Below are 22,274 nucleotides of genomic sequence, written 5' to 3'. Positions count from 1 at the left end.
GTGATGCCGCCACGCGGGCGTTCACCTTCCCTTCGCGAAGAGTCTCGCCGCCTTCGCTGCAAGGCGGCGCTTGTCCGGCTTCGGCTGCTGGGCCAGGACGTCGTACCCGGCGGCCTCGATGGCTGCCAGGGCCGCGTACCCGCCTGCGGTGAATCCCGCGAGAAGCAGTCGGAGCCTCCCGGAAACCGTACCCACCAGCGGTGCGCCATGATCGAGCAGGGTCCGGGCCCGGTCCGCCTCGAAGGCCACCAGCTCCCTCACCCGGGGTCCTGCGGTGGGCTGGGCGAGGTCCTGCTCGGTGACGCCGAAGCGGTCCAGGTCCTCGGTGGGCAGGTAGATCCGGCCGCGGCCGAGGTCCTCGGCGACGTCCTGGAGGTGCTCGACCACCTGGAGCGCGCTGCAGATCGCGTCGGAGTAGGCGATCCGCTCCGGGGTGGAGACGCCCGCGATGGCGAGCACCAGGCGGCCGACCGGATCGGCGGAGAGGGTGCAGTAGTCGAGCAGGTCGCGGTAGCGCGGGTACCGGGTGGCGGTCTGGTCGACCCGGTTGGCCTCGATCAGGCGGCGGAACGGCTCGGCGGTGAGCCCGTGCCGGTCGATCAGCGGGACGAGCGCGCGCATCAGCGGGTGGTGCGGCGCGGTGGCGTCCGGCGTGAGCGCGGCCTCGAAGGCGCGGTCCAGATCCCGTTCGAGTCCGTCCAGCAGGGCAAGCCGGAACGCCGTCTCGCCCCCCTGCTCCGAACGGGTGGCCGAGAACGCGGCGGGCACCCCCAACAGCTCGGCGACCCTGGCGGGCTCGGCCAGGTCGCCGTCGCCCGCGTCGTCCACCAGACGGGCGAAGCCGTAGACCGCCATCAGGTCGGTGCGCCAGGCGGCGGGCAGGAAGAAGGGCGCGACCGGGAAGTTCTCCAGGTCCGCCTTGTCGAGCGTGCCGCCATCTGTCTGTTTATCTGATTTAGCCGAAGCCGCCACTACCGTCACTCCCCCGTTCTACACCGGTCCGGTCCACCGGCCCATATCGGACACGCGCCCGAGCTCCCGGCACAGCCGAAGGGCCGGTACCAGGGCATGACGCCCCGGCACCGGCCCCCGCCGTACCGGCCCTGCTCAGGCTCGGTTGTGCTTCTCGTACTCGCGCACGACCTCGTCGGTGTGGCCGTCCATGACGAGCTCACCCTTCTCGATCCAGATGGTGCGCTCGCAGGTGTCGCGGATCGCGTTGTTGTTGTGGCTGACCAGGAAAACCGTACCGGCCTCCTTGCGGAGCTCGCGGATGCGGGCCTCGCTGCGCTTCTGGAACTTCTGGTCACCGGTGGCGAGTGCCTCGTCGATGAGCAGCACGTCGTGGGTCTTGGCCGCCGCGATCGAGAACCGCAGACGGGCCGCCATGCCCGAGGAGTACGTGCGCATCGGCAGCGAGATGAAGTCGCCCTTCTCGTTGATGCCCGAGAAGTCGACGATCTCCTGGTAGCGGGACTCGACCTCCTTCGGCGTCATGCCCATGGCCAGGCAGCCGAGGATGACGTTGCGGTCACCGGTCAGGTCGTTCATCAGCGCGGCGTTCACGCCCAGCAGCGAGGGCTGGCCGTTGGTGTAGATGGCGCCCTTCTCGGGCGGCAGCAGGCCGGCGATGGCCGCCAGCATGGTCGACTTGCCGGAGCCGTTGGAGCCGATCAGGCCGACCGCCTCACCCTTGTACGCGGTGAAGCTCAGGCCGCGCACGGCGTGCACCTCGCGGATGGAGGGCGAGCGCTTCTTCGAGACCAGCCGGCTCAGCGCCGAGGTGGCGCTGCCCTTGCCGGAGCCGGCGCCGTGCACCTTGTAGACGATGTGGACGTCGTCGACGACCACGGTCGGGGTCCGGGCGGGCTGGGAGGCCGCGGTCGCCGCCGCATCCTGGCTCGCCTCTCGGAAGTTGCTCATCGCGATGTCAGCCACGGCCGTACTCCTCCTCTGCCTTCCAAAAGAACACGAAACCGGCCACGAAGACCACCACGGCCCAGGCACTGGCGGTGAACCAGATGTGGTGCGGCAGGGTCAGGTGCTGCGGCAGGGCGTGACCCGAGGCGTCCTTGCCACCGTGGTAGTAGTGCTTGCTGAAGCTGTCCGGCATGAACGCGTAGCGCATCAGGTCCATGTAGATGGTCGCCGGGTTCAGCGCCATGACCGTCTTCGCCAGCGGCGGCCAGGTCGCGATGGCGCCCTGGATGCTGTACATGACGCCGGAGACGTACATCCAGGTGCGCAGGATGAACGGCATCAGCTGGGAGATGTCCGAGGCCTTGGACCCGACCCGGGCCATGACCATCGCCAGACCGGTGTTGAACAGGCACTGCAGCAGCAGCGCCGGGATGATCAGGAACCAGGTCATGTGCGGCATCTGGCCGTTCGCCAGCACGATGCCGACCAGGACGACCATCGAGATCAGCAGCTGCTGGAGCTGGATCACGGTGAAGGCCACCGGCATGCAGGCACGGGGGAAGTGCAGCGCCCGGATCAGGCCGAGGTTGTCGGCGATCGAGCGGGTACCGGCCTGCACCGCGCTCTGCGAGAACTGGAAGACGAAGACGCCGACGCAGAGCCAGGCGAGGTAGACCGGGATGCTGTCCCGGCTCTTCAGCATCACACCGAAGACCAGGAAGAACACCGAGCAGTTCAGCAGCGGCGTGAGCACCTGCCACAACTGGCCCAGCTTGGCGGTCGTGTACTGAGCGACCAGGCGGGCGGTGGCGAAGGCAAGGATGAAGTGGCGCCGCGCCCACAGCTGCCGCACGTAGGTGGGCAGACTGGGCCGCTTGCCGCTGACTCCCAGGCCGTACTTGGCCGCGAGCTGCTTCGGGGTCAGGCCCACATCAGCCCCACTCGGTGTGGAAAGGCTGAAGTCACTCACTGTTGACACATTCGTCCTTCGCGGGATCGGATATCGGGCCCGCCACCGGGGGGAGCGGCGGCGGGCCGGCCGGATCCACTGGGATCTCGGGGGATTGTCCGGTCGGCAGTGGGACTGCCGCCCTAATACGATCAGATGCTTCTGCGATCAGATGATTGGCGGTCTGCCCAACCTGCTCAGTCGCCATACAGTACGCCATCGCATCGGCCGTCGCGGACCGCAGGGTTCGCTCCAGCCGGCCCGGAAACCGCCCACCCAGGACTTCAGCGCGTCGCCCGAAGGACGGCGGGCCAGGGTGAGCAGCAACCAGGTTCCCAAGTAGAGAGGCACAAACGGGGCGGGAAGGTTCCGTCGCGCCAGCCACACCCGGTTCCGGGCCACGTTGTGGAAGTACGTGGCATGCCGGGCCGGGGAGGTCGTGGGGTGGTGCAGCACGATGTCCGCGCGGTAGTCGATCTCCCAGCCGGCGTCCAGGGCACGCCAGGCCAGGTCGGTCTCCTCGTGCGCGTAGAAGAACGCACCGGGCAGTTGGCCTGCCTGGGGGAAGACCGCGCTGCGGACCGCGCTGGCGCCGCCGAGGAAGGTGGTCACCCGCGAGGAGCGCAGCGGGTCGCTGGCCCGCAGCCGGGGGACGTGCCGGCGCTGGGTGACACCGGTCTCGGGATCGGCGATGCGGAAGGAGACGATGCCGAGCTTCGGGTCGGCGGTGAAGGCCTCCCGCAGCAGCCGGGCGGAGTCCTTGTTCGGGAGCGAGCCGTCGTCGTCCAGGAAGAGGACGGCGTCCACGTCCCGGCCGTCCGGCCCGAAGAGCTCGATCCCGACGTTGCGCCCGCCGGGGATGCCGAGGTTCTCGGGCAGCTCGACGGCGCGTACGTCCGCCGGGAGCGGCGGCAGCGGGGCGCCGTTGCCGACCACGGCCAGCTCGACGGCCGGGCCCTCCTGGTCGCGCACCGACTCGATCAGAGCGTTGAGCTCCTCGGGACGGTTGCCCATCGTGATGATGACGGCGCCGAGCCGGAAGCCCTCCGCCCCGGAGCCGGCCGCGGCACTCATCGCAGCCTGCTGGACAGGACGATGCTGAGCAGGTGCAGGACCGTCTGCAGCATGGCGATCGCGGCCAGGACCACGACCGCGAGGCGGGTGAAGAGCAGCCCGCCGTGGACGGCGTCGGCGATCCCCGCGGCCAGGATGAACAGCGACGCCTCGACGGCACCGACCAGACGGTGGAACTTGAGGAAGGACGCCGCCTTGCGGGCCTTGGCCACACCCGAGGAGCGGGGCACCGAGGCACTGTCCTCGACGGCGGTCATCCCGCTGCGGGCGCGGGCCACGTCGACCAGGTCAGTCTCCGACTTGATCAGGATCGCGCCGAGCGCGGCCAGCGTGCCGAGGAAGGCCCACTCCCAGTGCGCGGCGCCGCCCTCGCGGTGCAGCAGGTCGCTGGCGCGCAGGCCGAGACCGGTGAGCAGCGCGGCCTCGGACATGTAGTGGCCGACCCGGTCGAGGTAGACACCGGTGAGCGAGGTCTGCCGGCGCCAGCGGGCGACCTCGCCGTCGACGCAGTCCAGCAGCAGGTAGACCTGGATCAGGAAGGCGCCGAGGACGGCTCCGGCGATACCGGGAAGCACCAGCGCGGCACCGGCCAGCACGCCGGTGAACATCATCAGGTAGGTCAGGCCATTGGGCGTGATCGCCGTCATGGTGGAGAGCACGCGGGTGATCCGCAGGGAGATCTTCCGCATGTACCAGCGGCCGGCCCAGTGCTCGGCACTGCGGCGCTGGAGCATGCCCTCCGGGTGGATGACGGCCCTCAGCTCCTCGATCGAGGGCCGGACCGTGAGATCGACCGCAGGGCGGTCAGTTGTTGACGGCATGGACATAGTCGGCGTACGCGTCCCTGATGTCGGAAGGGGAGAGATCGAGGTGTTCCAGGATGGTGAAACGTCCCGGACGAGTGTTCGGAGCGTAGTACACCGCCTCGGTGAACTCCGCCTCGGTGAAGCCGATCTGAGCCGCGGTCACCGGCAGCTCGTGGCACCGCAGGCGGTCCACGATCAGGCCGGTCAGCTCGCGTTCGCCGCGCAGGTGGCTGGCGAAGGCGGCACCGAGGCCGACCTGCTCGCCGTGCTGCGCGGAGCGCTTGGGGTACAGCACGTCCAGGGCGTGCGAGATCTCGTGGCAGGCGCCCGAGGACGGGCGGGTGCTGCCGGCGATGTTCATCGCGATGCCGGACAGTACCAGGGCCTCCGCGAGGCAGGTCAGCAGGTCCTGGTCGGCCAGCCGGCCCGGGTGGCGGAGCAGGTTCTCCCCGGCCGAACGGGCCATCGCGACCGCGAGGCCGTCCACCTTCTCCCCGGTGACCTCGTGCGAGAGCTCCCAGTCGGCGCAGGCCGAGATGTTGGAGATCACGTCACCGATGCCGGCCGCGACGAAGCGCGTCGGGGCCTCGCGGATCACGTCCAGGTCCACCACGATCCCGATCGGGCTGGGCACCCCGTAGGAGCCGCGGCCCGCGTCGTTGTCGAGGGTGGAGACCGGCGAGCAGATGCCGTCGTGCGCCAGGTTGGTGGCCACCGCGACCAGCGGCAGGCCGACCCGGGCCGCGGCGTACTTGGCCGCATCGATGATCTTCCCGCCGCCGAGGCCGACGACGGCGTCGAAGTGGCCCGCGCGCATCTCGTCCGCGAGCCGTACGGCACTGTCGAGGCTGCCGTCGACGACCTCGAACCACTCGGCGTCCGGGAGCAGCGGTTCGAGCCGCTCCCGGAGCACCGTGCCCGATCCGTTGCTGATCGCCACCGCTATCCGGCCCGAGGCCGACAGGCGCTGGTCGGCGAGGATGCCGCCGAGCGCGTCCAGCGCGCCCGGGCGGATCTCGACGAAGACCGGCGACGGCAGCAGCCGGGTCAGTACTGGCACGCGATCTCCCGCGCCTTGGAGAGGTCGTCGTGGTTGTCGACCTCGACCCAGGAGACCTCGCCGATCGGCTGCACGTCGATGCGCAGGCCGCGGTTGACCATCTCCTGGTAGCCGTCCTCGTAGTACAGCTGCGGGTCGCGCTCGTAGGTCGCCTTGAGGGCGTCGGCGAGCGCGTCCTTGGCGGAGGGGTTGATGATCGTGACGCCGATGTACTCGCCGGTCGCCTCGCTCGGGTCCATCAGCTTGGTGATCCGCTGCATGCCCTTGGCCTGGTCGACGACGACCTTCATCTCCTCGTCGGCCAGCTTCTTCACGGTGTCCAGGGCGAGCAGGATGCCGGGGGCACCGCCCTCCTTGATCAGCCGGTCGTTGCCGTCCAGCATCGTGCGCTGGACCGCCGCCGGGTGCACGGTGTCGCCGTTGGCGAGCAGCAGGCCCTCGCCGAACAGGTCACGGGCGCACCAGAGCGAGTAGGCGTTGTTCCACTCCTCGGCCTTGTCGTTCTCGACCAGGGTGAGCTTGACGCCGTACTTCTGCTCCAGCGCGTCCTTGCGGTCGTAGACCGCCTCCTTGCGGTACCCCACCACGATGGCGGCCTCGCGCAGACCGACCTCGGCGAAGTTGCCGAGGGTGAGGTCCAGCACGGTCCGCTCCCCGTCGACCGGCACCAGCGCCTTGGGCAGGGTGTCGGTGTACGGGCGGAGCCGGCGGCCGGCGCCGGCTGCGAGAACGAGGCCGATCATGCGGTGTCTCCTGATTCATCGTGTTCTGCGGTGGCGTCGCCGAGGACCCAGAAGTGGATGCTCTCCGCGACCACGACCAGGGCCAGCAGGCCGGCCAGGGCCACCAGGACGACCTGCAGGGCGTGCGCCCCGGCGGTCTGGTGACCGATCGGCCCCGCGGGGCTGCCGTGGTAGACGAGCGCCGCCACCAAGGTGACGAGCAGTGCCCGGCCTTCCTGCCCGCCGGTCACCCGCACCAGCCACCTGGCCGGCGCTCCGGTGCCGCCGCGAAGGCGGTACACCGTGTCGTAGTGATGGTAGGCGAAGGCGGCGACCAGCCCGAACGCGGCCGGGAGGGCCCCGATGTCGAGCTTCAGCGCGAGCGCCAGTACGGCCAGGTACTCGCCGGCCCGGAAGAACGCGGGGGCGAGCCAGTCCAGCGCACCGGTGAGCTTGCGGGCCAGCACCAGCGAGGTCAGCAGCACGTAGCCGGCCGCGGCGGCGACCGCCTGCCAGGTCCCGGCGGTCAGGTACACCGCGACCGGCAGCCCGGCGGCGGCGACCGCGGCCAGCAGCGGCACGGCCAGACCGGGCAGAACACGCGCGAGCGGGCGCAGCACGGGCGCGAGCAGTTCGGTCAGCGGACCGCCGTCGGCGAGGATCGCGACCTCCCGGGCGGCCCGGTCGGCGCGCGGGCGGCGGCGGTTGATCGAGCGCAGGACCCGGCCCGCGGTGGTGTAGCAGCAGGCCAGGGCGCACCCGACGAGCAGCGCCGACAGCGTGATCCGCGGCGTCGTACAGGCCGTGAGCAGGGCTATCAGGGCCCAGCGCTCACCGATCGGCAGAACGATGATGCGGCGGGCCCAGACCGTCCACCCGACCCGGTCCAGCCGGCTGGAGAGCTGGGCGGTGGGGCTGGCGTTGGCGCTCTGCTGCTTGCTGCCGGCCGTGACCGGGTTCCGCGAGGTCTCCTGGTCGGCGGCCATGAACGCGAAGTCCACGCTGTGCCGGAAGGTCATCAGGGCCATCGCGGCCAGCGACAGCGCCCAGACGTGGTCACCGGTCCGGGCCGCGCCCAGGGCCAGGCCCGCGTAGAAGGCGTACTCCTTGGCCCGGTCGAAGGTCGCGTCCAGCCAGGCGCCCACGGTGGAGTACTGCAGCGAGTAGCGGGCGAGCTGGCCGTCCGTGCAGTCCAGTACGAAGGACGCGAGCAGCAGCACACCGGCGGCTATGTAGCCGCCCCGGGTGCCGGTGGCCGCGAGGCCCGCCGCGATCAGGGCGGTGACGAGCGAGGCCGTGGTCACCTGGTTCGGGGTGAGGCCGCGCCGGGCGCACCAGCGGGCGATGTAGCGCGAGTACGGGCTGACGAAGAACGTGGTGAAGAAGCCGTCCCTGGCCTTCACCGCCCGGCGCAGCCGGACCGCCTCCTCGTCCACCTGGGCCACCGCGGCACGGGCCGCCTGCAGCTCGTGCTCGTTGCGGGGCACGGCCGCCACCAGCGTGCCGAGCTCGGGGCGCTGGAGGGGGAGGCCGCGCTGCGCGAGCGCGTCGGCGAGCCGGTCGGGGAGCGGGCGGTCCCGGTCGGCCCCCGCCCCGTACTGGTCCTGCCGGTCGGCCCAGCCGTACTGCGCGGTGCCGTACGGGTCGTTGCCGTACGGGGCGGCGCCGTAGCCGTTGTCGTAGGGGTCGCCGGCGTACGGGTCACCGACGCGCTGCTGGGGAAGCTGCTGGGCGCTCAGGTGCTCGGAGCTGAGGTACTGGGCGGCCGAGGTGAGGGCGGTACGGGCCTCCGCGCCGGAGACCACGACCGCGCCGGGCACGGCGGCGGCCGGGAAGCGGGGGTCGGTCAGCGCCAGCCGGAGCGCGTGGCGGTGGCCGACGAAGTCGGCGTCCACGACGGCCAGCCGCTCGTCCGGGCCGACCGAGGCGACCATCGCGGCCAGCTGGGCGGCGTCGTGGGCGCGCAGGACGCGACGGAAGCCGATCGCGGCGAGGTCCGCAGCGAGGTCCGCGGCCAGGACGTCCTGGACGGCTCCGGACGCCGTTGCCGAGGCCGTCGAAGCGGCGGCGAGCGACGCGGTGGTGACCGTTGCGGTGGCTGTGGGGACGGCCGCCGCGGCGTGCCGGCCACGGCCGGATCCGGCGGGCCTTCCGTGCGCGAGCAGCTCGGGGCCGGTCACGATCACAGTGGACAGCGGAACTCACTCCCTGGCGATGGTGTGCGGTCCGGCCACAACGGTGTGCGGTGGGACGAGTGGGGGCTTCGGGACGTACAGATGCAGCGGCAGGCAACACCGGACGGAACGATTCCGGGGACCAGGCGCACCGACCGAGGCTACCGGACGGGTGATTCGCCCTCGAAATGGCAGCAGGCAGCGCTTATCCGCAGCTGACGCACCCGGGCCGCTCAGATCATCATTCCGGACCGCATGCCCTAGCTTCAAGCCGCCCACCTGCCACCGTGCGACCGTGACCTGACAACTCGGCAGACAGAAGGTGAACCGAGCGGGGCGGAGTTGATCATAAATCGAACGGACTGGCTGGAGATTCGGACCTTCCACGCCCCCGTGTGCGTCGGACCATCCGGCTCCCTGGGCCATGCGGCAGACTGGGCCACCGACGCAACCCCCGTGCCGAAAGAGGCCCCATGCCGGAGAGCCGACCGACCAGCCAGACGCAGTTCGCGGACCACAGCGCGGCAGCCTCGTCCCCGTCCCCCTCAGTTTCCTCAAGCCCCTCGGCTTCCTCGAACCCCTCGGCTTCCTCAAGCCCCTCGGCGTCGGACTCCCCCGCCCCGGAGATCCTGCTGGAACTCGTCGACGACGACGGTGTGACCATCGGCACGGCTGAGAAGCTCTCGGCGCACCAGCAGCCGGGCCGCCTGCACCGCGCGTTCTCGGTCTTCCTGTTCGACCGTCAGGGCCGGATGCTGCTCCAGCGCCGGGCCCTGGGCAAGTACCACTCGCCCGGCGTCTGGTCCAACACCTGCTGCGGCCACCCGTACCCCGACGAGCCGCCGTTCGTGGCCGCCGCGCGCCGCACCGCCGAGGAGCTCGGCACCGCACCCGCCCTGCTCTGCGAGGCCGGCACCGTCCGGTACGACCTGCCGGACGAGACCTCGGGCCTGATCGAGCGCGAGTGGAACCACCTCTTCGTGGGCCTGATCACCGCGCCGCTCGCCCCGAACCCCGACGAGGTGGACGACACCCGGTTCGTCACCGCGCAGGAGCTGAAGGCGCTGGAGGCCGAGAAGCCGTTCTCGGTGTGGTTCCGGACGGTCTTCGAGGCCTCGCTCCCGGGGATCCGCGAGATCGCCGGCCGGGACTGGTAGCCACCCCGTCCCGGGTCTTTCCTGCTCTGCCGCTCCAAGCGGCGCCCTGTCACCCCGGCAGCGCGCAGCACCGGTGGCTGCCGGGCGGGCCTACATCGGCCACAGCGCGCTGCCGCCCGGCAGCCCGTCCAGGACTGCCGGGCACGGGGTGGCCCCTGGCTCGGTGCGCCCTGCGGGCTGCTGGGGTTCGAACTCCATGATCAGGGCTTCTCCGACCGGGGACCTTCGGGCCGGGGACTCGGGAGCGTCGGCTTCTGCGGCTACGGCCGCTGCGGCCTCGCGTCCCTCCCCGTCGTACTCGCTGTCCGTCCTGGCCCCTGGCACGGCGGGCAGTGGCAGGGAGGCCCAGATCACCTTGCCGCCCTCGCCCGTGCACTCGACGTCGCACACCCCGCCGGCCTGCAGGGTCACGCTCTTCACCAGCAGCAGCCCCCGACCGCCGAGCTGGCCCTGGTCGCTCTCCAGGGCCTTGGGCCGGTGCGGATGGCCGTCCTCCACCGAGATCCGCACCCAGCCGTCCTCGATCGCCAGCTCGGTGGTGAGGTACGGGGAGAGCACGGCGGCGTGGGTGACCGCGTTGCCCACCAGCTCGGAGACGATCAGCAGCACGTCGTCGACCAGCTCCTGGTACCGCTCCGCCGCCAGGCCCTGAGCCAGCAGCCGGTCCCGCACGGCGTGCCGGGTCTGCGGCACCGAGGCCTCGTGCGCGACCGCCGAGAACCGCCAGACCCCCTCGACCGGCAGCCCCGGCTCGCCCTCCTGCCGATCCTCCGTCGGAGGTCTCGTCGCGGGCTCCGCCGCCCCGCTCATCTGCTCCACGTCAAGCTGCCCTTCACGCAGGTGCTGGGAGGCGACACCGGCAGCCCGGACCACCGGCCCTCGGGAATCGGGTGCTCCGCTCAGGCCCCCTCGGTCACCAGAGGCTAGGGAAGCCCCGGTCGACGGCGGGTCATGGACTGCAACTGACTCCCTGAAGACTGATTCTGATCGAATCCTGATGTTTTTCGGTGAATCATGCATCGATTCTGTTCGCACGACAGCCGAAAGATTCACCCCCCAGACTGCTCGTCCACCTCGCACCGGTACGCCTCCCTCCCCTCGGCCCCGATCACCTCGCGCGCCCCGACCCGAGAGCGCAGGGCGAACCGTTCGACCACCGGACCGGAACCCCGGCCGCCGTCCACTCACCGGCGCCTCCGTCTCCCCCGCCGCCCTCACACGCACCGCACACCTGCCTGCCTTGCGACCTTCTGCCCTATTCCTCCCGACTGCGTCGGCAACCCACCCCCGGACGACAGATACGCAGGTGAGAAGCACTCCCGAAGCCTGGTAATGTTCTCTCTGTCGCCACGGGGCGCAGGAACAAAAACCCGAGGCACACACCCTGTCCGGGTGGCGGAATGGCAGACGCGCTAGCTTGAGGTGCTAGTGCCCTTTATCGGGCGTGGGGGTTCAAGTCCCCCCTCGGACACCAGCGAACCGCTGGTCACAACTGTGACCAGCGGTTCTTGCGTATCTGCTACTTGCCGGGCCGTCGCGATCACTACTCGGCGCGAGGCGATCAGCTCTCGACCTTGGACTGCGAAGCCCTGCGGCAATCGGGATCCACGTCGCCCGTGCCGACACGAACCGCCTGCCACGCTGCTACCGGAGAAATTCCGACGATGCACCAGCTGACGCCGCCGCTCGGTGGCTCGTCGTCGACGGTGTGTGACGCCGTGCGGGAGCCGGGCCCCGGAGCGGGAGCGGACGGGCCGTGGACCGTGGACGGCACCCTGCTCCCGGTGCGCGACTGCTCCGTCTGCGCGTCCAACCGCAACTACCGCGTTCTCCGCATCACCACCTGATGCGCCGCATAGCAGGCTTTAATGGCGATTTGTGCCGATAGGATAGCTCCTGTGGTCATTAGTGATCGGCTGCGGCTGCGGCGTCGCCATCCCTCCGGCGGGCGGTCGGAACCTGTTCTGCTGGCGCCGGTGATCCTTACCGTCGTCGTCGCCAGCCTGGCGTTCGCGACGCCCAGGGAGGTCGCCTTCAGCCGCATCCTGACGGCCGCACCGGCCCTCGCCGCGTGCATGTGGCCCGTGCTTCCCACCGTCCTACTGGGGATGCTCTGCCTTCTGATCATGATCGGCCTCAGCCTCGTCTATCCGGACCTGGGGACGTGGTACACGGTGGGGGCGATCGTCGCGGTCACGGTTGCGGCCGCGTACGCGAGCCATATCCGGCTCCAGCGGGAGACGACCCTCCTGCACGTCCGACTCGTCGCCGACGCAGCGCAGGAAGTGGTCATGCGCCCTCTGCCACGCTTCGTCGGTTGCATCGAGATCGAGTCGCTGTATCTCGCGGCAGCGGCGCAGGCCCGCATCGGCGGCGACTTCTACGAAGCCGTCGACACACCGTACGGGGTTCGGCTGCTCATCGGCGACGTGCGGGGCAAGGGCCTGTCTGCGGTGGGGGCGGCCGCGGCAGTGGTCAACTCCTTCAGGGAGGCCGCCTACGACGAACCGGATCTACGCGGCGTCGCCCGACGCCTGGAGACCAGTACTTCCCGCCACAGCGACGCGTACGCCGGCCAGGACTCACCGGAGCGCTTCGCCACCGCCATCCTCGCCGAGATCCCGCAAGAGGGCGGCTGCATCAGACTCCTCAACTGCGGGCATCCCCCGCCGCTGCTCGTGCACGCCGGGCAGCTCGGCGTGCTGCAGCCCACGGCTCCCTCGCCGCTTCTCAACCTCGCGGAACTGATCGGCGACCACTACAGCGTCGATTCCTTCCCGTTCACCCCTGGTGACCTGCTGCTTCTTTACACGGACGGCGTGGTCGAGACCCGCGACCGCACCGGCGGGTTCTTCCCGCTACCGGACTGGCTGCGGCGGCAGAGCCCAACCACGCCCCGCCAGCTACTCGACCGGCTTCACCAGGACCTGGTCGACCACAGCGATGGCGGACTCGACGACGACATCGCGTCCCTCGCCGTACGCCTGCGCGAACACCCGGACCGCGGCAATCCCCGTCCATCCGGCTCGGGCACCGCTTGACGACCGGAGCCGGCACACCACTAAGGGGCTTCCCCCGATGTGAGGAAACGTCTCTAGCAGGTCAGGGACACAGCGTGCTGGTGTCCGAGGCGAGAGTTCAAGTACCTCTCGGACACCAGCGGGAACCCCAGTTGATCTGGGGTTTTTCTGTTTTCCGGGCGCGGTCGGGCAGTCACGTGGCCAACCGCGTGACCAACAGAGCCAGAGGCAGCCGGTCAGCCAGGACAGACAGTCCGATTCGGCCCGCTCCGGAGGCGGCCAGCCGCCGCCGCGCCCCTTTCTTCCGCGAGTAGCCGTAGCGGGCCGGCGTGTGGTGGTCGGCCGCCCTGGCAACGATCGTCCGGGCCTCCCGATCGGCGGCCCCCTCCATGACGATGCCGAGATTCCGCGTCGAGGCGGAGTCACCCTTTTTCCCTCGCCGAGTGCGTATGCCCTTGCGAGTCACGCCAGTTGATCCGGTTCCGACTGCGGACCACCTGCCCACCCTGTCGGTGTCCAAGGACGTCGAGCTGCTCGGCTGCGCCACGGCCAACCTCGACGCTGCCCGGTTCGCTGGCGCCAGGAATCGGGGAAACGATCGCGGGAAGCGCGAACCGGACCAGTTTCGACACGGTGGCGTCCGGCGAGGTGCAGAGCAACCTGCGGAGAGTCATCTCTCGGCTTGAGGCAGTCACCGGGGGGCGCGGTCAGGCGATGAAGGCCGCGATGGCGGACTTCCCCTGGTCGACGCGTTCTGACCGAATATCAAGACCACTACAGAGCGCACAGCCCGTATCAGGCCCGGAGCCGACAGCCATCGGGCGCCGCAGGGGAGCCCACCCGGGCGAACGGCCTCGACAGTCGCCGCCCCCTCCGCACCCCGAGCCCTCGGTGGAGCCATCACCGAGTATCGCCGTGCCGCTTGAGCTGCGGAGCGATGACTTTCCGAGCGGCACAGGCACGGCCACCGGTGTGCTGCTAGATCTGAACCGCCGGCCATCGTCAACCCGGGATTGACGATGAGTGTGCGTCAACCTAGAGTTGACGCATGGCGAATCCACTGCGTTCGACGAATCCAGTCCGGCTCGACGACCTGATCGAGGCCATCAAGAAGGTTCACACCGACGCGCTCGACCAGCTCTCCGACGCCGTCATCGCGGCCGACCACCTCGGTGACGTGGCCGACCATCTGATCGGCCACTTCGTGGACCAGGCCCGGCGCTCGGGCGCCTCCTGGACCGACATCGGCAGGAGCATGGGCGTCAGCAAGCAGGCGGCCCAGAAGCGCTTCGTCCCCAAGGATCCCGGCGGGCCGTCGGAGCTCGACCCCAGCCAGGGGTTCGGCCGGTTCACCCCCCGGGCGCGGAACGTGGCCATGGCGGCGCAGAACGAGGCGCGGGCCGCGGGGAACAACGAGATCGGACCGGCGCATCTGGTACTCGGACTGCTGAGCGAGCCGGAGGGGCTCGGGGCGGCGGCGATCCTCACGCAGGGGGTGAGTCCCGAGGACGTCCGGCAGGCCGCCGCCGCCGTGCTGCCGCCGGCGGTCCAGGAGGTGCCCGAGCTCATCCCGTACGACGCCGGAGCCCGGAAGGCGCTGGAGCTCACCTTCCGGGAGGCGCTGCGACTCGGCCACAACTACGTCGGGACCGAGCACATCCTGCTCGCCCTGCTGGAGCTGGAGGCCGGCACCGGCGTGCTCAACGGCCTCGGCATCGACAAGGCGGCCGCCGAGGCCGACATCGCCGCCACCCTGGCGGCTTTCACCACGGCCCGCCAGGAAGACTGACAGACCGTCAGACTGGTTGTCCTGTAGGCGTGTTCACCTGCAGGACAACCGCCGCTGATCCGCCGCTACTTGCCGCCGAGGTTCTGGAGTTGGGCCCGTGCTTCGGCCAGGGTGGTCTGCGGAACGCCGATCAGAACCTGCGGGGAGCCGGTGTCCTTGCTCGGGCAGAAGCGGGCGTCCTTGACGGGAACGCTCACGGTCAGCGCCTCCTCGTTGCGGACCAGGACGAGGAGAGAGCCGGTCGCACAGCTGGCGTTGGGGGCGACCGGAGGGGAGGAGAGCCAGGTGACGGGCTGGAAGACCTCGCCTCCCGCCCGCAGCACCGTTCCGTGCGCCTTGTCGGCGGCGAAGGTCCCACCGCCCAGGACACCGGTGGCCAGCTTGGTGAACGCGCCGGGCGCGTGGTCCGTCCGCGCATCGGCGGGCCCGTACATCACGCAGTCGTGCTTCGAGACGTTGGTGAGCCTGACGACGCCGGTCCACCGGGGATCGGCGCTCTTGTCCAGGCCGACCATCTCGGCCCGGACATCGCTCTCCTTCTCCGAGCCGCCACACGCCGGGACGTCCGCGCCCCCTGATTTCGCAGCCGTCCCACCGGACTTGGCACCGGACTGCGGCGCGCCGTCGGCCGGACCGCCGGCGGCCGGACCGCTGGGGGCCTCGGAAGGAACGCGCGCCGCGGACGAGGATGTGGACCCGGCCGAAGAAGCCGACGGGGTCCCGCTCGATCCACACGCCGTCAGGGCGAGTGCAGCACAGGCCAGAACAGTGGCGGTGGCCAGGTGACGCGTCTTCAAAGCCTTCTCCTCAAACGAGTGATCAGAACCCCCCGCAAGACGGGCCATTCCCCTACACGTCACCGGACACCCACCGGTTCCCCACATGCGCGTACTCCGTCAAGCAGGCACGCCGGACCGGCAGGCCGCCGCCCCGCCCCGCCGTCCCGGGCCCTCGGCTCGGCCTCCTAGCGAACAGGGCTGAGATGGTTCTGGAGCCGCGCATGGCGGAACTGGTAGACGGCTCCGACCTGGCGCAGTACTCCCCGGCGGTAGGCATCGTCGAGGAAGGCGACCGTCGCCCAGGGAAGGCGTCCGGTCAGGGGCAGCCAGAGACGGGTGAGGAGCACCCACTGGCCCCAGGCGGTGAAGGCCAGGGCGTAGGAGAGCGCGCCGGCGAGGCCGCCGACGGTACCGATCGCGAGCCCGGATTTCATCGGCCAGCTGAGTGGGCCCAGAAGTCCCTGGCAGAGTCCGGTGATCAGCCGGCCGCCGAGGGCGATCACCAGGGTGAGCAGCGGCGCCAGGAACAGGGCTTGGCGGATCACGGTGCTGCGGTTGACGGCCAGCAGATCCGCCGGGGTGGCGGCGGAGCCGAGATCGAGGGGTGTCTCCAGGGCGGCGACGAGCCCGAGCACCAGCCCTCCGGCCAGCCCGAAGATGAGCCCGAACACGAGTGCGTTGACGGCCGTTGCCCTGAGCACCGGAGCGTCGACCGTCACGTGGCCGTAGAGCAGTTCCACGCCCACCGTGAGCCCGGGTCCGGCCCCGAGCCCCACCACGAAGCCGCCCAGCAGTCCGGCCGAGAACCAGGTGGGGAATCTGCGGGCGGATCCGCCGCCGGTCCGCCGGCCGCGGCCGGGCAGTCGCAGCTGTACCCGTGACGGCTCGAACACCACGCCGCCGATCACGACCATGAGCCCGTAGACCAGCCCGACCGCGAGGCCGACCGCCGGGCCGAACAGCAGCGCGTCCAGCAGGCCCGCGCGCAGCGCGAACGCGGCGCTGCGACCGGCGATCATGTTCAGGGCCGGGAAGACGAGCCAGTCGGAAGCGGCGGTGACCAGGGAACAGGCAAGGACGACGGCGAGGATGCGCGAGGACAGCCGCAGCGAACCGCACAGTTGCCACCACGCCAGGTCCTGGCGGTCGGGCTGCTGGGGCCGGTCGAGGTGCCCGGCGAGGTAGCCCAGGTAGTGCTGGGCGCGTTGCGGGTCCCACGCGTGGTGGCGGCGCGGGCGACCGGCGCCGTGCGGGGCCGAAGTTCGGCGCCGGTAGACGGTCGGTACGAAGCCGGCCAGCAGGTGCTCTTCGAGGGCCTCCGGTGTGGGGAAGCGAGCGGTGTCCAGCAGGACGGCCGAGTCCTGCCCCGGGGTGTCGCTGTAGACGGTCCGGGCCAGCAGGACCATCAGCGGGGTGCTCAGCACCGTCGCGAGGTTGACGCAGGACCGGCTGTCCGGCTGCCGGCGCAGCCGGTCCAGGACCGGGTCCCACACGGTCGCGGTTCGTCCCTCGCCCTCACCCGGTGCGGTCGGGCGCGCGGTGCGGGGCAGGTAGTGGAGCAGGTCGTCCGTGGTCAGGTCGGTCAGGGCGACGCCGGCGGCCTTCCTGAGCACGTCGGTCGCGACGGCCTCGGCGAACTGCTCGGTGCGGCTGGTCAGCAGGAGCGGCAGGGATATCGCGCTGAGCTCCTGCAGGGCGGCGCCGTGCAGGCCTCTGGCGATCTCGTCGAACCCGTCGAGCACCGGCAGGATCCAGCCGGCGTCCACCAGGGCGGCGGCCAGGTTCGAGCGGCCGGGGGCGCGCGCGTCGAGGTTCGGATGGTCGCGCAGCAGCCGATCGATGAGCCAGTCGCGTAGCGCGGTGACGGTCGGGTCCCACGATCCGATGCTGAAGACGACCGGCACGGGATCGCCGCCGGCGCGCGTGCTCAGGTAGTCGAGGACGAACCGCATCATCAGGACGGTCTTGCCGGAGCCGGCTCGGCCGAGCACCACCAGCCGCCCGGACGGGATGCGCCGGTAGACGTCCGCGATGTCGGCCAGGCCGCCGTCCAGGGACAGCGGGCCACAGGTGGCTCCCGGGGGAGCGCCGAGGATGTTGTCCCAGTGGTCCAACAGGTCCTCAGGCGCCGACTTCCACCGCACGGGCAGCGGGAAGGGGTCGTGGATCCGACGCTGCTCCTCCTCACGTATCCAGCGGCTGTACACGTCGTGCGCCAGTGACTCGGCGACCTCGGCCAGGGCGCCCCGGGGCGCCGGCGTGCCGGGCCTGACCGGGTCGGGCACCGGCACGGTCGGACTCGGCGCGGCCGAGGCGTCGCGCTCCGCGGAGGCGATCTCGGCGGGACCGGACACCTCCTGGGTGGCTGCAGCGGCAGACGCAGCGCCGGAGGCGTCGGCAGCGGCACCGTTGCCGCGGTGCGCGGCCAGCAGTTCCTGCCAGACCTCGTCGCCGTCCCGCTTCAAGGCATCGGCCAGGGCGTAGGCGACCTGTCTCACCGTTCCCATCCGGGCATCGGTGGGCTTGCCAGTCTCCAGCCGGTGGATGGTGCGCACCCCCAGCCTGGACCGCTCGGCCAACTGCTCCTGCGTCATGCCCGCCTTGAGCCGTAACCCACGGAGCAATACACCGAACTGGCTGGTCATTTCGAGGCCCCCGCTTCGAAAACGCTTCTGCCGGATATGACGGATCGCTGTCAGTTTCACTCTACCGGGGCGCCCGGCCATATTTGGCCGGTCCCTGGCCTGGTCGTCTGACCAGCGCGAACAACACCATGGGCAGCAACCACCGCACTCGACCGCACGCCAACCGCCAGCACGCAAAGCGACGCTGACGGAGCGACCGGCCGGCTCACGGAGAGCAGGCGGCTCGCGGAGACAGGCGGCCCACACGGACGGTGGACACCCCGACGAGGGCACCCGCCCTGGCCCCAGAGAAAGTTGACAGGCATGTCCAACCCGAACAGGCTCATCCGTCGCTGCAAGGCCGTCCTCGGAGCGGCGGCACTCGCGCTGGCCGGCGTCGCCGCCGTACCGACCGCCGCGCACGCCGACGCCCCGCACCACTACTACATCGAGATCGGCGGCACCGGCTCGGCCGCGGACGCGCCCAACTGCACCACGACGTTCGGCTTCGCGAACCAGCATCTGAACGGCGGCATTCCGGTTCCGGTCTGCTACGTGGCCAGCGGCGGCCCGTTCGTCGGGAGCCACAACGAGATGCCGGCCCCGTTCGCGCCGAGCTTCGCCGACAGCGTGAACCAGGGCTACCGGAACACCTTGGACGTGCTTGAGAAGACCTACCACGCCGACCCCACGGCGCAGTTCACGATCGTCGGCTACTCCCAGGGGGCGTGGATCGGCGACGACGTGCTCCAGACGATCGCCAACAACGGCACCGACGTCCCCCGCTCGCAGGTCAACGGGATGCTCTACTCCGACCCGATGCAGCCCGGCACCGGCTTCTGGCACCTGCTCCCGCAGGGGGTCCCGCTGCCGCTGGTCGCGGTGTCCCCCGGCACCGGCCCGGTGGAGTTCCCCGGCGTCCCGGTCCAGCGCTTCTGCATCCACAGCGACGGCGTCTGCGACGCGACGTCCCTGGACTCGTTCGGCGGCCTCCTCCAGCAGCACCCGCGCTACTGGCAGGACAACAACATCATGACGCAGACCATCGGCAACCCCGGCGGCGACGGGATCGTCTGGCTCCCGGCCGCGTGACCGTCAGCGCCTGCACGGACCACGGAGACCCGGCGTTCGCCGACGAGATCACGGACGGCTCGATCTCCCGGCCGAACACCAGGAGTTCGCGGGAGCGGATCGCCGAACAGGGCTAGTCGGCCTGATCCAACGAACCGCGCACGGTCGGCCTGGCCCCCTGGGGAGGGGGGCCAGGCCGACTCCCAGTTCCACCCCTCGACGCAGTTGAAGGAGAGATCCATGTCCGCTTCACAGCGGCCGACCACCGAGTGGACCCGGCGATCGCTGCTCAGGACCGGCACGGGCCTCGCCCTGGGCACCGGCCTCACGGTGGGCTCCGGCCTGCTCCGCGCCACCTCCGCCGCCGCGACCAACGGCATCGGCCAGACCGGCGCGCCGCTGTGCCAGCAGCCCGGCGACTCGGCGAGCCGGCAGGGGCTGGGCAGCGGCGACCTGGGCATCCCGTACTTCCGGGAGCACGACAACACCTGGGGCTACGTCTTCGGTGACTCGTTCGACGCCGGAAACACCTACCTCGGCTCCCCGGTGATGCTGAACCAGGCGAGCTTCGACCGCTCAGGGGCCGCACCGATCTCGTTCAGCTACGCGATGCCGGGCGGCACCGCGGCGCAGCTGTTCGACTACGCGCACGGCGCCGACAACGGCCACGGCACGGAGAGCACCCGCATTCCGAACGACTGCATCGAGTTCGGCGGCCGCACCTACCTCCAGTACACCTCCGTGGCCCATGGCATCGGCTCCGATCCGCTGCCGGCCGGCGTCGACGGCTCGCTGATGTCGGGCGTGGCCTACTCCGACGACTTCGGCGCGACCTGGACCGACTACCCGTACCACTGGGCCGGTCAGTACCAGGGAGTGAACCAGTCCATGTACGGGATGTGGTCCTTCGCCGGCATCGACCCGGACGGCTGGCTGTACATCTTCTCCAAGCGCTGGAACGGCAGCCACAAGAACACCGCGGACCAGGGCGCGATCCAGCTGTTCCGGATCGACCCGGGCGAGTTCCGGGCCGGCAACTTCGGTGCCCAGCAGAGCTGGGCCTACAACGGCAGCTGGTACTGGGCCACCGACGGCACCCCGCCGTCGCCGCTCTTCGCTCCCGGCAACAGCATCGGTGAGTTCTCCGTCAAGCGGATCGACGGCAGGTACTGCATGAGCTACCTCGACGTGGCGGACGGTTCGATCTGCACCCGCACCGCCTCCCGGCCCGACGCCCCGTGGTCCCCGCCGACCCCGCAGATCGTCATCAACAACCTCTGGCCGCCGAACCACTGGGGCCGGCCGCAGGTCGACAGCGTGTACGGCGGATACATCCACCCCGGCAGCGCGAGCGCCACCTCCCTGACCCTGATCGTCTCGCAGTGGACCGCCCAGGGTGCCTACCGGGTGCTGCAGTTCGACGGCATCAACCCGTAGCCGACACCCCGCGACGTCCAGACCGAAAGAAGTCCGTATGAAATCAGGGGTACTGACCAGAGCGCTGATGGGCGTACTGGTCTTCCTGTCCGCCGGCCTCGCGGCGGCCGGTCCGGCGACCGCGTCCACGGGCGACGGCAAGACCGTTCAGTACCAGGGCGCGAGGTTCCGGGTTCCGGCGTCCTGGCCGGTGATCGACCTGGACAAGGCGCCGGACACCTGTGTGCGGTTCGACCGGCACGCCGTCTACCTGGGCCGCTCCGGGAGCAGCCAGAACTGCCCGTCCCACCTGCTCGGACGCAGTGAGGCGGTGCTGGTCCAGCCGGCCGGTCCCGGTGCCGTACCCGACGCCCGGGAGAACCGCGCCTCGCACGAAATCACCGTCACCACGGCGGCGTTCACCGTCACCGCGACCTACGGCACCGACCGGCCGGCCGTGCAGGCGGTCCTCGACAGCGCCGGTCTGCTGAGGCCCGGTCAGGCACTGCCGAGGACCCTCGCCCCGGCCGTTCCCGCGGCCGCTCCCGCAGCGACAGCCGCGGCGAGGGCCGCTGCGGTGGCCCGGAGCAGCACCGACTTCAACGGCCAGGGCTTCGATCCGTGCGAGGCGCCGAGCTCGTCCACCATGGACAGCTGGATGAGGTCCTCGCCGTTCGGCGCCATCGGCATCTACATCGGCGGCGTCAACCGCACCTGCAACCAGCCGAACCTGACCTCCGACTGGGTCGCCCAACAGGCCTCGATCGGCTGGCACTTCTTCCCGCTGTACGTCGGCTACCAGGCGCCCGGCGCCTGTGGCGGCTGCGCCACGATCCCGTCGGCGTCCCAGGGTGCCGCCGACGCCGACGACGCGATCGCGCAGCTGTCCGCCCTCGGCTTCCCCGCGGGCACCCCGGTCTTCATGGACTCCGAGCAGTACTCGCCGTCGTACTCGGGCACGGTCCTGGGCTACCTGTCCGCCTGGACCACGGAGTTGCATGCCCGGGGCTACCTGTCGGGTGTGTACGGCAGCGTCAGCAGCACGATCTCCGACCTGGTCGCCACCTACACCTCGGGTCCGATGCCGGACATCATCGACTTCGCGTCCTGGCCGGGCAGTGGCAGCACCAGCACCTCGGATCCGGGGATCCCGGACAACGAGTGGGCGAACCACCAGCGGATCCACCAGTACGCCGGCGGCCACGACGAGACCTACGGCGGTGTGACCCTCAACATCGACTCCGACTACCTCGACGTCCAGGCGGCAGCCCCGGGAGGCGGCTGGGACGACTTCGGCGACGGCCGCCAGAACCCGGCGGTCGGCCGGGAGGCGAACGGCGCGATGATCGCCTTCGCGGTCTCACCGGACCAGCAGGGGCTGTACTACCGCGAGCAGTCGGCGCCGTCCGGCGGCTGGGGCGCGTGGCGGCAACTCGGCGGTCCGGTCGGCGGCCTGCCGGTCGTCGGCAGGGACCCCGACGGACGTCTTGAGCTGTTCGTCCTAGGCCCCGGCAAGACCAACGTCTCCCACATCTGGCAGACCGCACCCAACGGCGGCTGGAGCAGCTGGGACGCCGGCTTCGGTGGACCGGCGGCCGGTCTGTCGGTCGGTCAGAGTGCGGACGGCCGGATGGAGGTGTTCGCGGTCGCGCCCGACTACGGCTCGATCTCGCACATCTGGCAGACCGCGCCCAACGGCGGCTGGAGCGCCTG

At 70.6% G+C, this 22,274-nt stretch carries 18 protein-coding genes and 1 tRNA gene; 8 read left to right on the top strand and 11 right to left on the bottom strand.

Annotated elements, in window-relative coordinates:
• Positions 1–21: 21 nt before the first annotated feature.
• The 8 genes from hpnC to UK12_RS21680 all read right to left on the bottom strand — a co-directional run bounded on the left by hpnC (position 22) and on the right by UK12_RS21680 (position 8,711).
• Positions 22–981, bottom strand: a complete 960-nt coding sequence (gene hpnC / locus UK12_RS21715; RefSeq protein ID WP_197085067.1) for a squalene synthase HpnC — start codon at positions 979–981, stop codon at positions 22–24.
• Between the two features lie 126 nt (positions 982–1,107).
• Positions 1,108–1,938 carry an ABC transporter ATP-binding protein gene (locus UK12_RS21710; RefSeq protein ID WP_231591322.1) on the bottom strand — a complete coding sequence of 277 codons (831 nt, stop codon included), beginning with the start codon at positions 1,936–1,938 and terminating at the stop codon, positions 1,108–1,110.
• Positions 1,931–2,851, bottom strand: a complete 921-nt coding sequence (locus tag UK12_RS21705) for an ABC transporter permease (protein WP_231591321.1) — start codon at positions 2,849–2,851, stop codon at positions 1,931–1,933. The genes UK12_RS21710 and UK12_RS21705 overlap by 8 nt, the downstream gene beginning before the upstream one ends.
• Positions 2,852–3,037: 186 nt before the next feature.
• Complete coding sequence (locus UK12_RS21700) at positions 3,038–3,943, bottom strand: glycosyltransferase family 2 protein (protein ID WP_045304745.1); 906 nt, start codon at positions 3,941–3,943, stop codon at positions 3,038–3,040.
• Positions 3,940–4,764 (bottom strand): CDP-alcohol phosphatidyltransferase family protein, encoded by an 825-nt coding sequence (locus UK12_RS21695; protein ID WP_197085066.1) that lies wholly within the window; start codon positions 4,762–4,764, stop codon positions 3,940–3,942. Before UK12_RS21695 ends, UK12_RS21700 begins: the two co-directional genes overlap by 4 nt.
• Entirely contained in the window at positions 4,748–5,809 is a 1,062-nt protein-coding gene (locus tag UK12_RS21690) for an iron-containing alcohol dehydrogenase family protein (RefSeq protein ID WP_045304743.1), read from the bottom strand. Before UK12_RS21690 ends, UK12_RS21695 begins: the two co-directional genes overlap by 17 nt.
• On the bottom strand, positions 5,797–6,552 hold the full coding sequence (locus UK12_RS21685) for a phosphocholine cytidylyltransferase family protein (RefSeq protein WP_045304742.1): 756 nt from the start codon (positions 6,550–6,552) through the stop codon (positions 5,797–5,799). The genes UK12_RS21690 and UK12_RS21685 overlap by 13 nt, the downstream gene beginning before the upstream one ends.
• Entirely contained in the window at positions 6,549–8,711 is a 2,163-nt protein-coding gene (locus UK12_RS21680) for a DUF5941 domain-containing protein (protein WP_197085065.1), read from the bottom strand. The genes UK12_RS21685 and UK12_RS21680 overlap by 4 nt, the downstream gene beginning before the upstream one ends.
• 467 nt (positions 8,712–9,178) lie before the next feature.
• Between UK12_RS21680 and idi the strand changes: the two genes are divergently transcribed.
• Positions 9,179–9,862, top strand: a complete 684-nt coding sequence (idi, locus tag UK12_RS21675; RefSeq protein WP_082119825.1) for an isopentenyl-diphosphate Delta-isomerase — start codon at positions 9,179–9,181, stop codon at positions 9,860–9,862.
• Positions 9,863–9,952: 90 nt separating this feature from the next.
• On the opposite strand, the gene UK12_RS21670 is transcribed toward idi, so the two are convergent.
• Positions 9,953–10,672, bottom strand: a complete 720-nt coding sequence (locus UK12_RS21670; protein WP_156178854.1) for an ATP-binding protein — start codon at positions 10,670–10,672, stop codon at positions 9,953–9,955.
• Positions 10,673–11,248: 576 nt separating this feature from the next.
• Here UK12_RS21670 and UK12_RS21665 point away from each other — a divergent pair.
• The 4 genes from UK12_RS21665 (at position 11,249) to UK12_RS21645 (ending at position 14,671) form a co-directional block, all read left to right on the top strand.
• Positions 11,249–11,336: transfer RNA gene (locus UK12_RS21665), tRNA-Leu, on the top strand.
• A 190-nt stretch (positions 11,337–11,526) separates the two neighbouring features.
• Positions 11,527–11,709 (top strand): hypothetical protein, encoded by a 183-nt coding sequence (locus tag UK12_RS21660; RefSeq protein ID WP_045304741.1) that lies wholly within the window; start codon positions 11,527–11,529, stop codon positions 11,707–11,709.
• Positions 11,710–11,760: 51 nt separating this feature from the next.
• A complete protein-coding gene (locus UK12_RS21655; RefSeq protein WP_197085063.1) occupies positions 11,761–12,903 on the top strand; it encodes a PP2C family protein-serine/threonine phosphatase in 1,143 nt (380 codons plus the stop codon).
• A gap of 1,027 nt (positions 12,904–13,930) precedes the next feature.
• Positions 13,931–14,671: a Clp protease N-terminal domain-containing protein gene (locus tag UK12_RS21645; RefSeq protein ID WP_045304738.1), complete on the top strand. Its 741-nt coding sequence runs from the start codon at positions 13,931–13,933 to the stop codon at positions 14,669–14,671.
• 65 nt (positions 14,672–14,736) lie between these two features.
• On the opposite strand, the gene UK12_RS39880 is transcribed toward UK12_RS21645, so the two are convergent.
• Both UK12_RS39880 and UK12_RS21635 read right to left on the bottom strand, forming a co-directional pair.
• Positions 14,737–15,468 carry a hypothetical protein gene (locus tag UK12_RS39880; protein WP_156178852.1) on the bottom strand — a complete coding sequence of 244 codons (732 nt, stop codon included), beginning with the start codon at positions 15,466–15,468 and terminating at the stop codon, positions 14,737–14,739.
• Positions 15,469–15,635: 167 nt separating this feature from the next.
• Positions 15,636–18,095, bottom strand: a complete 2,460-nt coding sequence (locus tag UK12_RS21635) for a helix-turn-helix domain-containing protein (protein WP_045304736.1) — start codon at positions 18,093–18,095, stop codon at positions 15,636–15,638.
• A 303-nt stretch (positions 18,096–18,398) separates the two neighbouring features.
• Between UK12_RS21635 and UK12_RS21630 the strand changes: the two genes are divergently transcribed.
• The 3 genes from UK12_RS21630 to UK12_RS21620 form a co-directional block, all read left to right on the top strand.
• Positions 18,399–19,166 carry a PE-PPE domain-containing protein gene (locus UK12_RS21630; RefSeq protein ID WP_045304735.1) on the top strand — a complete coding sequence of 256 codons (768 nt, stop codon included), beginning with the start codon at positions 18,399–18,401 and terminating at the stop codon, positions 19,164–19,166.
• A gap of 219 nt (positions 19,167–19,385) precedes the next feature.
• Positions 19,386–20,582 carry a DUF4185 domain-containing protein gene (locus UK12_RS21625; RefSeq protein ID WP_045304734.1) on the top strand — a complete coding sequence of 399 codons (1,197 nt, stop codon included), beginning with the start codon at positions 19,386–19,388 and terminating at the stop codon, positions 20,580–20,582.
• 37 nt (positions 20,583–20,619) lie between these two features.
• On the top strand, positions 20,620–22,274 hold a 1,655-nt coding region (locus tag UK12_RS21620), incomplete at its 3' end, for a glycoside hydrolase domain-containing protein (RefSeq protein WP_156178851.1).

It is taken from the genome of Saccharothrix sp. ST-888 (genome assembly GCF_000955975.1).
In the GTDB taxonomy this organism is placed as follows: Bacteria; Actinomycetota; Actinomycetes; order Streptomycetales; family Streptomycetaceae; genus Kitasatospora.
This window is presented reverse-complemented; position numbering and strand designations above follow the sequence as displayed.

Excerpts from the sequence above, each read along its gene's own strand:
- UK12_RS21700 (WP_045304745.1), bottom strand. The coding sequence starts at position 3,943 with ATGAGTGCCGCGGCCGGCTCCGGGGCGGAGGGCTTCCGGCTCGGCGCC.
- UK12_RS21695 (WP_197085066.1), bottom strand. The coding sequence starts at position 4,764 with ATGCCGTCAACAACTGACCGCCCTGCGGTCGATCTCACGGTCCGGCCC.
- UK12_RS21685 (WP_045304742.1), bottom strand. The coding sequence starts at position 6,552 with ATGATCGGCCTCGTTCTCGCAGCCGGCGCCGGCCGCCGGCTCCGCCCG.
- idi (WP_082119825.1), top strand. The coding sequence starts at position 9,179 with ATGCCGGAGAGCCGACCGACCAGCCAGACGCAGTTCGCGGACCACAGC.
- UK12_RS21670 (WP_156178854.1), bottom strand. The coding sequence starts at position 10,672 with ATGAGCGGGGCGGCGGAGCCCGCGACGAGACCTCCGACGGAGGATCGG.
- UK12_RS21660 (WP_045304741.1), top strand. The coding sequence starts at position 11,527 with ATGCACCAGCTGACGCCGCCGCTCGGTGGCTCGTCGTCGACGGTGTGT.
- UK12_RS21645 (WP_045304738.1), top strand. The coding sequence starts at position 13,931 with ATGGCGAATCCACTGCGTTCGACGAATCCAGTCCGGCTCGACGACCTG.
- UK12_RS21635 (WP_045304736.1), bottom strand. The coding sequence starts at position 18,095 with ATGACCAGCCAGTTCGGTGTATTGCTCCGTGGGTTACGGCTCAAGGCG.
- UK12_RS21630 (WP_045304735.1), top strand. The coding sequence starts at position 18,399 with ATGTCCAACCCGAACAGGCTCATCCGTCGCTGCAAGGCCGTCCTCGGA.
- UK12_RS21625 (WP_045304734.1), top strand. The coding sequence starts at position 19,386 with ATGTCCGCTTCACAGCGGCCGACCACCGAGTGGACCCGGCGATCGCTG.